The sequence below is a fragment of the Mannheimia kashgarensis genome (genome assembly GCF_041807705.1).
Lineage (GTDB): Bacteria > Pseudomonadota > Gammaproteobacteria > Enterobacterales > Pasteurellaceae > Mannheimia.
Window position 1 is genome coordinate 71,044 of sequence record NZ_JBGTYY010000002.1, and the last position, 13,872, is coordinate 84,915.

The window sequence follows — 13,872 nt, forward strand, 5'->3', positions numbered from 1 at the left end:
CAAAGTATAGGCAAAAAAATTAATACTTCAAAAGGAGTAGAAAAAATAATAATAAATTTCCATTTTTGCGATCTACTTCAAGTTTTTATTTTTCAGGCTGTGTTAGTATGCCCTAAACCATTAAGATAAGTCTAAATAAGGAGATTATTATGTATAAACATATTTTAGTGGCAGTTGATCTTTCAGAAGAAAGTTTGGTGCTAGTGCGTAAAGGTGCAGGATTAGCCGCACAATGTGGTGCTAAACTTTCACTTATTCACGTTGATGTTAATTTCTCTGACTTATATACAGGGCTAATTGATATTAATATGTCTTCAGTGCAAGATAGTGCCGCTGCGGAAACCAGCACTGCATTAGCAGAGTTAGCAGCAAAAGTAGATTATCCTGTTTCTGATTGCTTAAATGGTACAGGCGATTTCAGCCAAGTGCTACAAGAAGCGGTAGAAAAAAATAACGTAGATTTATTGATTACAGGCCATCATCAAGATTTTTGGAGTAAATTTATGTCTTCAACACGTCAAGTAATGAATAATATTACAATTGATATGCTTGTTGTACCATTATCAGAAGAGTAATTTGTAATTTTTTAAACAAAATAAACCGCTTGCGGAGTGGTTTGCTCTGCAAGCGGTTATTTTTTAGCAAAATTTTACAAAAATCTTTTCATTATCTAACAAATAAGCTGAACTAAACTAACAATATGGCATAAAAAATGTGTAAAATAGAAGGCAGTTCAATGTTTAACTTCTATTTTCAAAAGAGTATTTTTAATGAAAACAACATCAGAAATCAGACAATCATTTTTAGAGTTTTTCCAAACAAAAGGACATACCATTGTTCCAAGCAGTTCACTTGTGCCTGAAAATGACCCGACATTACTATTTACGAATGCGGGTATGAACCAATTCAAAGACGTTTTTCTCGGTTTGGAAAAACGCCCTTACACTCGAGCAACTACTGCTCAACGTTGTGTGCGTGCAGGCGGTAAACATAATGACTTAGAAAATGTAGGCTATACCGCTCGTCATCATACTTTCTTTGAGATGATGGGGAATTTCAGCTTTGGCGATTATTTCAAACAAGATGCGATTAAATTTGGCTGGGAATATTTAACATCACCACAATGGCTAGGTTTACCAAAAGAAAAATTATACGTTACGGTTTATAAAACTGATGATGAAGCCTACGATATTTGGCATCAAGAAGTAGGAGTACCTGCTGATCATATTATTCGTATTGGCGATAATAAAGGTGCTCCTTATGCGTCTGATAACTTCTGGGCAATGGGCGACACAGGGCCTTGCGGACCTTGCACAGAGATTTTCTACGATCATGGTCCTGAGCATTGGGGGGGATTACCGGGTAGCCCTGAAGAAGATGGCGACCGTTATATCGAGGTTTGGAATATCGTATTTATGCAGTTCAACCGTTTAGCAGACGGCACAATGGAAAAATTACCAAAACCATCTGTTGATACAGGTATGGGCTTAGAGCGTATGACGGCGGTAATGCAACACGTAAACTCTAACTATGAAACCGATATTTTCCAAACCCTCATTAAAGAAACAGCAAATCTATTAAATGTACAAGATTTAGATAATAAATCACTGCGTGTTGTGGCAGACCACATTCGTGCTTGTTCATATTTAGTTGCTGATGGCGTTATGCCATCTAACGAAGGTCGTGGTTATGTGCTACGTCGCATTATTCGCCGTGCTGTTCGACACGGAAACCTACTCGGTGCAAAATCAGCATTTTTCTATCAATTAGTGCCGACATTGGCGAAAGTGATGGGAGCAGCTGGTGAAATTGTTGCACAAAAGCAAGCTCTTATTCAGAAAACATTAAAAGCAGAAGAAGAGCAATTTGCCCGTACATTAGAGCGTGGTTTGAACTTATTAGAAGATGCTTTAGCGAAAGTGGAAAACAACACACTTTCCGGCGATGTAGCCTTTAAACTTTACGATACTTACGGCTTTCCGCTTGATTTGACTGCTGATGTTTGCCGTGAGCGAAACATTGTGATTGATGAACAAGGTTTTGAAGCAGAAATGACGGCACAGCGTGAGCGTGCAAAAGCCAGCAGCAATTTTGGTGTAGATTACAATAATGTAATTAAAGTGGAAGGCCAAACCAAGTTTTTAGGCTATGAGCAAACAGCATTTAATGCGAAAGTCGTAGGCTTATTCTGTAATGGTGTTGCGGTTGAGAAAATTGAGTCCGGCGATAATGCAGTTGTGATTTTAGACCAAACGCCATTCTATGCTGAATCAGGCGGTCAAATAGGTGATGCTGGTGAAATTAGTTCACCATTAGGGTTATTCCAAGTCAATGACACCCAAAAATATGGTCAAGTTTGGGGGCATATCGGGCAATTAAATGGAGGCGTTTTAGCCATTGGTGATGTAGTTTCAGCCCTCGTTAATGTTGAACGCCGTCAGGCAATCACATCAAACCACAGTGCAACCCATTTACTGCACGCAGCACTTCGCCAAGTATTAGGTGACCACGTTGCCCAAAAAGGTTCTTTAGTGTCTGAAGATAGCTTGCGTTTTGACTTCTCTCAACCAGAAGCAATTGCAAAAGCTGATTTAGAAGAAATTGAGCGTATTGTGAACGCGAAAATCCGAGAAAATATCCAAGTTCAAATTGAAACAATGGGTATTGAACAAGCCAAAGAAAAAGGAGCAATGGCACTATTTGGCGAGAAATACGGTGATGTAGTTCGTGTAGTTGAAATGGGGCCATTCTCAATCGAGCTATGTGGTGGTATCCACGTTAGACAAACGGGCGACATTGGCTTATTTAAATTTGTCTCTGAAGGGGCAGTCGCCGCAGGTATTCGCCGAGTAGAAGCCGTAACAGGCGGAAAAGCAATTGAATTATTACACAGCCAGCAACAGGTGCTAAACCAAATTGCTGATCTTTTAAAAGCAGATCAAGCCTCAATTGTAGAGAAAATCCAGCAATTGCAAGAGAAAGCGAAAAAAGCGGAGAAAGAGCTTCAAAGCCTTAAAGAAAAACAAGCTGCACAAGCGGGCGGAGAATTGGCAAAATCGGCAAAACAGATTAATGGTGTGAATGTCATCATTGAAAAACTGGATAATGTAGATAGCAAAGCACTCCGCACAATGGTGGACGATTTGAAAAATCAACTTGGTTCAGGCGTGATTGCCTTTGCGACTGAAACCGAAGGTAAGGTAAGCCTTATTGTGGGGGTAACTAAAGATTTAACGGCAAAGCTAAATGCGGGCGAATTAGTTGGTTTAATGGCGACAGCTGTTGGCGGAAAAGGCGGTGGTCGCCCGGATATGGCGATGGCAGGTGGTTCTGAACCACAAAATATTCCGCAAGCTCTTGCGTTAGCACAAGAATTCATTACTACAAAACTTTAATAATAAAGGCGGGCTAGGCTCGCCTTTGAAATTTTACTCTATGTTAGCAATAGAGTTTTTTAACCCGGTCAAGGAGACAATTATGCTTATTCTAACTCGCAAAATTGGGGAGGTTTTACTCGTAGGAGACAATGTTGAGATTTCGGTGCTTAACATTCGAGGAAACCAAGTGAAACTAGGTGTGAATGCACCAAAAGAAATCTCAGTACACCGTCAAGAGATCTATGAAAGGATTAAAGCCTCAACAGAAGAGGGAAAATTCTAATTATTCATTAACCTCACAAGGAACATACTATGGGAAACTCACTTGTTTTAAAGCTAAAATCAATCGTAGTAGGTGGGAGATATTCGTTTAACCAGTAACGAGCTGAAAAGTACAGTTACAAACGGATTATTGGATTCAGGTGTTGATGTTATCGACTTAGGTTTAACTGGTACAGAAGAGGTTTATTTTGCGACTTCTTTCTTAAAAACCGATGGCGGAATTCAAGTAACGGCAAGCCATAACCCGATGGATTATAACGGTATGAAATTAGTCCGTGAAGGCTCCCGTCCAATTAGTGCTGATACAGGCTTAGCCGATATTCAACGTTTAGCTGAGGAGAATAATTTTCCGGCGGTTGAAAAACGTGGAAAATATACACAAAAATCGGTGCAAGGCGATTATGTTGAACATTTGCTTTCCTACATTGATTTAACTAAGCTCACAGCTAAAAAATTAGTCATTAATTCGGGCAATGGGGCAGCAGGACAAATCATTGATGCGATTGAAGCCCAATTCAAAACCCAACAAGTGCCAGTGGAATTTATTAAAGTCCATAGTAATCCAGACGGCAATTTCCCAAATGGTATTCCTAACCCAATTTTGCACGAGAACCGTGAAGATTCCATTAAAGCCGTTTTAGAAAATAAGGCGGATATTGGTATTGCCTTTGATGGCGACTTTGACCGCTGTTTCTTCTTTGATGAAGAAGGTGGTTTTATTGAAGGTTATTATGTTGTCGGCTTATTGTCTCAAGCGTTCTTAGCTAAAAATAAAGGAGCGAAGATTATCTACGATCCACGCTTGATTTGGAATACAGAAGAGCTTGTGCGTGAAGCAGGTGGCGAGCCTGTAATGTCTAAATCTGGGCATTCATTTATTAAAGAGAAAATGCGTGAAGTTGATGCGATTTATGGCGGCGAAATGTCTGCACACCACTACTTCCGTGATTTCTTCTATTGCGACAGCGGTATGATCCCTTGGCTATTAACCTTAGAGCTATTATGCACTACAGGTAAATCGCTTAGTGAATTAGTTGGCGAGCGTTTAGATAAATTCCCATCACCGGGTGAAATCAACAGTAAATTAACTGATGCACAGGCCTCAATTGCCCGAGTAAAAGAAGCCTACAAAGACGGAAAAGTAGAAACTTTAGACGGCATTAGTGTTGAATTTGACAACTGGCGTTTCAATTTACGCAGTTCTAATACCGAACCTGTGGTTCGCTTAAATTTAGAAACTCGTGGCGACAAAGCCCTAATGAAAAAAAAAACTGATGAAATTTTAGCCTTATTACGTCAATAATGCTTAAAATTTTGTAAAAAAATGAAAAAAGATGACCGCTTGCGATATACTACAAGCGGCCTATTTTGAATAAGATTTCACAAATCATAAGGATTTCAAATGAAAGTGATTATCCCTGTTGCTGGTCTTGGTACTCGTATGTTACCCGCAACAAAAGCTATTCCTAAAGAAATGCTTACCCTTGCCGACAAACCCTTAATTCAATATATCATCAATGAGTGTGTAGCAGCAGGTTTCAAAGAAATTGTACTAGTAACACACTCTTCAAAAAATGCTATCGAAAACCACTTTGATACTTCTTTTGAGCTTGAAACAATGCTTGAAAAACGAGTTAAACGCCAATTATTAGATGAAGTTCGTTCTATTATTCCGAAAGATGCACGCTTAATTCACGTTCGTCAAGGTCAAGCGAAAGGATTAGGGCACGCCGTTTTGTGTGGCAGAGCAGTAGTAGGTAATGAAGCTTTTGCAGTAGTATTGCCAGATGTGCTGCTTGGAGATTTTACTGCTAATCAAAAAACAGAAAACCTTGCAGCAATGGTTAAACGCTTTAAAGAAACGGGACATAGCCAAATTATGGTTGCCCCTGTACCGATGGAAAATGTGAGTAGCTACGGTGTGGCAGACTGCAATGAGGTTGATATTCCATTAGGTGGCTCAGCACCAATTGCAAAAATGGTAGAAAAGCCGAGTGTGGAAGAAGCTCCTTCAAATCTTGCAGTTGTGGGGCGTTATGTATTCTCCGCCAATATTTGGGACTTGTTGGAAAAAACACCTGTGGGTGTAGGCGATGAAATTCAGCTTACTGATGCAATTGATATGCTGATTCACCAAGAAACGGTTGAAGCTTTTAATATGACAGGTCGCTCATTCGACTGCGGCGATAAAGTAGGCTATATGAAAGCCTTTGTAGAATATAGTTTAAATCACGATAAATGCGGAAAAGAATTTAAGGCATTTATTAAAGATTTAGCGAAATCTCTATAGCTAAAATTTGTGAGGAAAATAGACACTATTTATGGTGTCTATTTTTGTTTAAATAACAGCTCTTGCTCCAAATCTTCAATCGCCTTCATACATTTATCTTTACGATATTCTGTTTCCAGAATTTGATTTTGCAATTCTTGCTTTAATGCTTCATTTTCCTCATTATAATTCTGTTCCATTAGCCAACTCATCTTCTCATTTAAGGCTCGTAATGCTTTACGATATTCCTGCAAGCGTTTACTCGACGAAAGGGTGTGAATATTTGCAGAAAATTTAAAGGAAGATTGAAATTGAACCGTATTCTTTTTTTGTTGTTGATCTTTACTAATTGCACTATTGAGAGCATCAAACTGTTTAATCAATTTTTCAGCATAAAACTCACTATATGAAACATCTTTTTGATTAAGCAATTGTTCTGCTGTTTTCTCAATTTCGGCGACAAAGAATTTCACTAATCCAGATTGTTTAGAAAAATAGGTCGAGCTGACAGTGATTTTATTTTCAGAAAATGAAGCTAAATCAGCTAAATTTAGCTTCATTTGAGTAAGGAAACGGTGTTTTTGCATCATTCAATTTCGTAATTAATAATTTAGAAGCAGTTTTATTTTATATAAATCTATCAGAAAAACAAAGTTACAGGGATTATAAGCGGTCTATATTTTGCTATTTTTTGTAATATTCAGGTTAAAAATAATCTTATTTTGTAAAAAAATCCTAAAATTGTGATCTATGTCACAAAATAAATGAACTTTTTTCAAATTTAATAATTTATTGAGTTAATTGTTTAAAAGTATTTTATTTTCAATGGGTTATGTCTGTTTTAAATCTGTGGTAAAGAAATGTAAAATTCTCCAAATGAAACAATAAATATGTAACTAATTGATTTTTATAGGTATTTTAGGGCGTGCGGATGGTGTTTAAACTATTGACAACAACTTTTGTTTTTGCAATTATGCTCGTGAAAACAATGTTAGGCATTATAGCCGATACATTGTGATTGGAGTATTGTTCTTACACCTTAATGAGAGCAATTACTATTATACAACATATAAAATCTAAGGTGAAAATTATGAAAAAAACATTAGTTGCATTAGCATTAACTGCATTCGCAGCATCAGCATCAGCAACAACAGTTTATGATGCTGAAGGTACAAAAGTAGATTTCTGGGGTTCTATCCGTGTAATCGCAGATAATCAAACTACAAAAGTTGGTGGTAAAAAAAATGCCAGTGAAGATAACGGCGACACCAAATTACGTAACCAAGGTACTCGCTTTGGTGTAAAAGTAAACCATGCATTAAATGACAATGGTTTCTACGCATTAGGTCAAGTACAAGTTCGCTTTAAAGGCGATCAAAACTCAGGTTTTGGTAGTTTATATGCTAATAGAGCATTTGTTGGTTTAGGTCAAAAAGAGTATGGTCAGCTTACTTTCGGTAAACAACCGGTAATTGCTGATGATGTAGGTTTAGCAAACGACTATGAATACGGTTTACTAGATGACTATGTGCCAACTTCGAGCACAAGTGCAATTCGTTATGACTACAACGGTATTGAAGGGTTAACGTTAAGTGCTAACTATAACTTTAGCCAGACAGAAGAAAATAACGGTAAAAAACTTGTAACAATTGATCCTGTTACTGGTGAAAAAAAAGGTCATAATATCAAAAACGGTTACGGTTTTGGTGCTATTTATGAAGCAAACAACTGGATCTTACAAGGTGCTTACGGTCGTACCCATTACAAAACAGATTCTGAAGATAAAATCCGTGCAAATGCTTTCGATGCTGCAATTGGCTATAACATCAACGAAACTGTGTTAGTCGGTGTTGACGGTGGTTACCAAGTTGAGAAAACAGGCTCAGATAAAGATAAATCATTCTACGTTGGTCCAATGGTTAAAGTTCAAGTAACAGATAAATCATCTGTTTATGCAAACTATAAATATGGTCATTCTAAAGACAGTGCTGGTGGCAAAAATAAATCTCACGGCTTCTTAGCAGGTACTGATTACAAATTCCACAAAAACGTAGTTGCTTTCGTTGAAGGTAAATATGTAACAGCAAGAGACCACTATGTAGATGGTTCTCGTTCTGCGAAAGAAACAAAAAGAGCTATCGGTGTAGGTTTACGCGTAAACTGGTAATTGCTTAATTAGCTAACTAATTAACCCCTAACAAGAAATTGTTAGGGGTTTTGTTTTGCAAAAAATCGAGTAAATTTGACCGCTTGTCAGCAAAATATTTGCCAATCGCTCTACCATTTAACTGTTTTTCGGATAGAATATAATCATTATTTTAATACAAGAGGTGAAAAATGACAGAGGTTTATAACTTCAGTGCAGGGCCGGCAATGATGCCGAAAAAAGTGTTAGAAAAAGCACAAGAAGAATTATTAAATTGGTTAGATCAAGGCACTTCGGTAATGGAAGTCAGCCATCGTGGTAAATTATTTGTGGAATTGGCTGCCCAGTCTGAAGCTGATTTACGTAAACTTTATAATGTGCCCGAAAATTACCGTATTCTATTTTTACAGGGCGGAGCAAGAGGGCAATTTGCCGCTATTCCAATGAATCTTATTGGACAAAAAGGTAAAGCACTTTATTTAAACTCAGGGCATTGGTCGGCAACTGCTGCGAAAGAAGCTCGTCATTTTGCTGAAATTGATGAAATTAATATTTTAGAGACCGAACCACAATTAAAAGTAAATCGTTTAGATTTTAGCGATATTAGCGAACAATACGACTATGTACATTACTGCACAAACGAAACCATTAGTGGTGTGGAAATTTTTGATATTCCTAATGTGGGTAACACGCCACTAGTGGCGGATATGTCATCAAATATTCTATCCCGTGGCATTGATATCAGTAAGTTTGGCATAATCTATGCAGGTGCTCAGAAAAATCTAGGTCCTGCTGGTATTACGATTGTTATTATTCGTGATGATTTAATAGGTAAGGCACGTAAAGACACCCCATCTATTTGGAATTATGCGGTTCAGCGTGATGCGGACTCGATGATCAATACACCCCCAACTTTTGCGTGGTATTTATGTTCATTAGTATTCAAACACTTATTGGCAGAGGGTGGACTAGAAGCAACTGAAGAGCATAATTTAGCTAAAGCAGCGTTGTTATATGATTATTTAGATAGCTCAACATTCTATTACAACACGGTAGCGAAAGAAAACCGTTCTTGGATGAATGTGACTTTCACTACAGGCAACGATGAGCTAAATGCAAAATTTGTGAGTGAAGCAACCGCTTGTGGCTTACAAGCCTTAAAAGGGCATAAAGTGCTAGGCGGTATGCGAGCTTCAATTTATAACGCAATGCCGATTGAGGGAGTGAAAGCATTGATTGAATTTATGAAAGTATTTGAACAACGTAATACCTAGTAAAAAGCAGAAGAGCCACATTTGTGGCTCTTGTAGTTTGTTTTATTAAATGGACAAAAAACAGATTTTAGATGCTCATAAGAAAATCTTAAGTGAATTGCCCCTATGATTCATTGCTATATTTTTCTCCTGGTTAAACCTAAAAAACGGAATCTCATAAACAGATATAAGATGTGTAAATTGTAACGATTTTATAGTATTACTAAGTTTTTCTGGTGCAATTTTCTCTAGTAATATAATTACTTTATGTAAGTGATATACTGAATGCCCTTTACTCTCTCAGAACCGACCATTATCATAGCTCTACTTAATTTTATAACAGTCTCTATATTGAAAACTATATGCAGACTCACACTATAAAATAACCACCCTTAACATCTTCCCTGATTTAAGAATGACTTTAACTGTTCAGGGTAAATCTGCATATATGACAGAAAAGTATAATTTCTTGAGTAATTTATTAATAAGCAATTCAAATTTTTGAGGGAGGATTCTCTAGTGAAATTTGTTCCTTACACATTAATCCAATTAATGATGAAATCTCCATCCTTAAAAGACGGTTTAGCTCATATTGCCCTAATATTTCTTCTCTTTCTATCCCACAACATCTGGGCATCCACCTATCACATCGGTATTCTTGCCCAACGAGGAGAAGCCTACACTCGCACGCATTGGCAGCCGTGGGTTGATTGGTTGAATGAGCAGCTTCCGAATGAGCAATTTGAGTTGGTGCCGCTTGGGTTGAACGAGACAAATCGGCATTCAGAGCTGGATTTTCTACTGACTAACCAAGCCCAATTTTTCTATTTGAATGATCAAAATGTGCGTTGGTTGGCAACGCTGAACAGCCCTTATTCGGCGAATGCAGAGCAGGGGGCGGTGGGCAGCAGTATTTGGGTACGGGCGGAGAGTGGTTATCAGCAGTTGGCGGATCTGAAAAATCAGACGATTAGTGCGGTGGATAATCACGCTTTTGGCGGTTATCTGCTCGGCTTGCATCGTTTTTATCAGCTTGGAATGCAGCCTCAGCGGGATTTTTCGGTGCGGTTTAGCGGTTTTCCGGTGGAGCAGGCGTTGCAGTTGTTGGCGGATAAAACAGTGGAAGCGGCGATTGTGCCGGTCTGTTTGCTGGAAGAGTTAGTGGCTGAGGGTAAATTTGTCCGTTCGGATTTCCGCTTGCTGTCGCCGCAGCCAAGCTCAATCGCCTGTGAAAGTAGCACCGAGCTTTTGCCGAACTGGTCACTGGCGGCGATGCCGAGTGTCTCGAATCGTTTGGCAGTAGAGCTTGCCACTCAACTATTGCAGAGCGAACGGGCGGATTTGCCCCGTTGGACACCGCCATTTTCCTCTGCACAGGCGGATCAGATTTTGCGGGAACTTTATCGCCACCCACAGCAAAAAAGCCTATGGGCAACGGTGCAGGATTGGATCGTGCTAAATAAATTCGGGCTGTTGGCGGTGCTGGTATTTATTCTGCTGAATTTTGCGGCGTTACGCTATCAGGTCTATCGCAAAAGTAAGGCGTTAAATACCGCTCATCGTAAAATGCAGCAGTATCAGCAGGAGCTGACCCGAGCGGATCGGCTCACGCTGTTGGGCGAGATGACGACCGGCTTTGCCCACGAGTTGAAACAGCCGTTGTCGGCAATTAGAATGTACGCCGAAGGGCTGAAAAGCCAGAGCCAAGACAGCTATCAACAGCGGATTTTGGAGAAGCTGATTGCACAGGTGGATCGCTCTACTCAGACAATGCAAACCATTCGGGATTGGGCGAAAAGCCGTCCAAGCAGTGAGTTGCAAGCGGTGGTTTTGAATGAATTAATTGCAAAAGTGATCGAGTTTATCAGCGTGGAGAATCGCCAAAATGCCAAGATTTGGCTGATTGCCGACTGCTCTTTTTCGCTTAATTTGAATGCAACGGCGTTGGAGCAGGTGATGACAAATTGCCTGCTTAATGCCCTGCAAGCGGGAGCCACAACGATTGCTGTTCGGTTACAAGCGGTTGAAAATGAGATAAACATCACTATTGAGGACGATGCCGGTGGTTTTTCCCAAACCCAACTTGATTTCCCGTTCGTCCCGTTTCGCACCGATAAACCACAGGGGATGGGCTTAGGCTTGGTGCTGTGCCAAAGGCTGATGCAGTCGCTCGGCGGGTCGATTGAATTGGCGAATGGGGAGCGAGGGGCGAAAGTGATTTTAACCCTACCAAGTTAATAACAAATGTATTTTGATGGTGCGTTAGCAAACGCACCCTTGTATGCGTAAGCTTTTAACCGTGATTAACGCCATCGTCCGTGATAGCTCACAGTGGAATGCTCACGCGGTTTAATTAACGAATTTGTATCTCGCCAAATATTTTGGGGGATACAGTTGCTACGGAGAAAAAATGCAAATTCATATTCTTGACGATGAAGAACCGCTGTTAGACGCAATGGCTTTCCTGCTTGCCCCGTTGGGCTTGGAACTCCACACTTGGCAGAACAGTCTCGATTTTTTGGCACAGGCTGATTTACACCAAAAAGGCGTGCTGTTGCTGGATATTCGTATGCCTTATTTAGACGGTCAGCAGGTTCATCAAAAACTGCGGGAGGCACAATCGACGCTGGCGGTCGTGATTATGACGGCTCACGGCGATGTGCCGATGGCAGTTACCGAGCTGAAAAACGGGGCGGTGGATTTTCTGCAAAAACCGGTCGGCTTTGAGCAGTTAAAGCAAGTGCTGGGGGCTGCTGAAAAAGCCAGCGAACAAGCAGTTAAAATTCGTGAAATTTCGCAAAATTATGCAAAATTGACGGAAAAAGAGCGGAACTTAGTGCCTTATATTATGCAGGGCTATATTAATAAACAAATTGCCGATAAATTGGCGATTTCAGTCAGAACGGTAGAAGTGCATCGTGCAAGTGTGATGGAAAAAATGCAGGCGGAGAGTTTGGCGGGCTTAGTGCAGAAAATTAGCGATTTGCAAAAAATTGAGAAAATATAACCGCTTGTGTATTTGAAAATAAATATGGAAATTGCTGATAAAGCATTAAATAGTTAGGGTAGTTTGCAAAAATTAAGGTTTGCATTTTATCCTTGCATTCCCATTTGTCTTGCATTCAGTTACAATGTGAACTATTTTTTACTTATACTTAAATCAAAGATTAAGCCGTATGCAAAACGAATTGGCACAGACTATTCCAGAACTCATCTCTTGGACGAAAGATCGTGAATTTTCACTTTCACTCTCTTCCGACCGCTTAGCGTTTCTACTTGCTATCTCTATTTATAATCAAGAACAGACAGATGGTGAATTGTTAGAAAGTGATCTTGTTGATCTTTTCCGTTATGTTTCAAATTCGTTTGAGCAGCCTGATGCAACCTTTACTCAGCGTGCAAATAATGCGATTAATGATTTAGTTAGACAGCGTTTGTTAAATCGCTTTAGTAGTGAATTTACCGAAGGATTAGCGATTTATCGTGTAACGCCGTTAGGAGTAGGCATTTCAAACTATTATGTTCGCCAGCGTGAATTTTCCACACTTCGCCTTTCTATTCAGCTTTCTATTGTGGCGGATGAAATTCAGCGTGCTTCAGTGTCAGCTGAAGAAGGAACGGCAGAGGCGAAAGATGAGCGTTTTTGGCGAAATAATGTGTATGCACCACTTAAATATTCGGTGGCAGAAATTTTTGACAGTATTGATCTTTCACAACGCATTATGGACGAAAATCAGCATCAAATTCGTGAGCGAATTGCAGAGCTTTTAAGCCAAAACTGGCACGAAGCGATTATAAGTTGTGAACAGTTATTAGATGAAACCTCAGGTAATCTGCGTGAGTTGCAAGACACACTGAATGCCGCAGGCGATAAGTTACAAGCTCAATTATTACGTATTCAAAGCTGTTTGTTTGCCCGTGATGATTTAGATTTTATCGACCAGCTGATTGTGAATTTACAGAATAAATTAGACCGTATTATTAGCTGGGGACAACAGGCAATCGATCTTTGGATCGGTTACGATCGTCACGTCCATAAATTTATCCGAACAGCGATTGATATGGATAAAAACCGTGTGTTTGGGCAGCGTTTACGTCAATCTATCCAAGATTATTACAACAATCCTTGGTTTCTTTACACTGCTAAGGCGGATTCATTGCTTGATTTGCGTGATGATGAGGCGATGTTAAATGAAGCAGAATCAGTGGGTGAGTTACCAAGCGAATTAGAGTACGAATCCCTTTCTGATGTGCAAGAACAGATTGTTTCTGCGATGCAGGCTCATTTAGCCCCATTCCGTGCGGAAGGCAAACCGATAGATTTAGGTATTATCTTGCGTGAACAGCTGGCTCGCTTCCCAGAGTCTCGCCATTTTGATGTGGCTCGCATTATTGTCGATCAGGCGGTGAAATTAGGTATGGCAAGCCAAGATAGCCAAGCGGTTTACCCACAATGGCAACCGATTAATGAACAGGGTGCAGAAGTGCAAGCGAATGTAATCGACCAATACAACAAGTAACAAGCGGTCGTTTTTGTGTAGAATT

Annotated in this window: 10 protein-coding genes and 1 pseudogene; 10 read left to right on the forward strand and 1 reads right to left on the reverse strand. The window is 39.7% G+C overall.

All coding sequences use genetic code 11. The features are described 5' to 3' along the window. Positions 1-149 precede the first annotated feature (149 nt). The 5 genes and pseudogenes from ACERCF_RS01620 to galU all read left to right on the forward strand — a co-directional run bounded on the left by ACERCF_RS01620 (position 150) and on the right by galU (position 5,949). Positions 150-575 (forward strand): universal stress protein, encoded by a 426-nt coding sequence (locus tag ACERCF_RS01620; protein WP_373611416.1) that lies wholly within the window; start codon positions 150-152, stop codon positions 573-575. Positions 576-770: 195 nt separating this feature from the next. Next, entirely contained in the window at positions 771-3,395 is a 2,625-nt protein-coding gene (gene alaS / locus ACERCF_RS01625; RefSeq protein ID WP_373624389.1) for an alanine--tRNA ligase, read from the forward strand. Positions 3,396-3,477: 82 nt separating this feature from the next. Further along, entirely contained in the window at positions 3,478-3,660 is a 183-nt protein-coding gene (csrA, locus tag ACERCF_RS01630) for a carbon storage regulator CsrA (protein ID WP_373611418.1), read from the forward strand. A gap of 47 nt (positions 3,661-3,707) precedes the next feature. Continuing rightward, a pseudogene (locus tag ACERCF_RS01635) lies at positions 3,708-4,962 on the forward strand (phosphohexomutase domain-containing protein); the annotation flags it as partial. Between the two features lie 99 nt (positions 4,963-5,061). After that, positions 5,062-5,949, forward strand: coding sequence for a UTP--glucose-1-phosphate uridylyltransferase GalU (gene galU, locus ACERCF_RS01640; protein WP_373624390.1), 888 nt, complete (start codon positions 5,062-5,064; stop codon positions 5,947-5,949). A 38-nt stretch (positions 5,950-5,987) separates the two neighbouring features. Here the strand turns inward: galU and priC are convergent, their stop codons facing one another. Further along, positions 5,988-6,518: a primosomal replication protein PriC gene (priC, locus tag ACERCF_RS01645; protein ID WP_373624391.1), complete on the reverse strand. Its 531-nt coding sequence runs from the start codon at positions 6,516-6,518 to the stop codon at positions 5,988-5,990. A gap of 500 nt (positions 6,519-7,018) precedes the next feature. Here priC and ACERCF_RS01650 point away from each other — a divergent pair, with 500 nt between their 5' ends. The 5 genes from ACERCF_RS01650 (at position 7,019) to mukF (ending at position 13,847) form a co-directional block, all read left to right on the forward strand. Continuing rightward, positions 7,019-8,095, forward strand: a complete 1,077-nt coding sequence (locus tag ACERCF_RS01650; RefSeq protein WP_373624392.1) for a porin — start codon at positions 7,019-7,021, stop codon at positions 8,093-8,095. Positions 8,096-8,265: 170 nt separating this feature from the next. Continuing rightward, positions 8,266-9,348, forward strand: a complete 1,083-nt coding sequence (serC, locus tag ACERCF_RS01655; protein WP_373624393.1) for a 3-phosphoserine/phosphohydroxythreonine transaminase — start codon at positions 8,266-8,268, stop codon at positions 9,346-9,348. A 498-nt stretch (positions 9,349-9,846) separates the two neighbouring features. Continuing rightward, positions 9,847-11,565 (forward strand): sensor histidine kinase, encoded by a 1,719-nt coding sequence (locus ACERCF_RS01660; protein ID WP_373624394.1) that lies wholly within the window; start codon positions 9,847-9,849, stop codon positions 11,563-11,565. Between the two features lie 172 nt (positions 11,566-11,737). Next, positions 11,738-12,334, forward strand: a complete 597-nt coding sequence (locus ACERCF_RS01665) for a response regulator (RefSeq protein WP_373624395.1) — start codon at positions 11,738-11,740, stop codon at positions 12,332-12,334. Positions 12,335-12,503: 169 nt separating this feature from the next. Continuing rightward, on the forward strand, positions 12,504-13,847 hold the full coding sequence (mukF, locus tag ACERCF_RS01670) for a chromosome partition protein MukF (protein ID WP_373624396.1): 1,344 nt from the start codon (positions 12,504-12,506) through the stop codon (positions 13,845-13,847). Positions 13,848-13,872 lie beyond the last annotated feature (25 nt).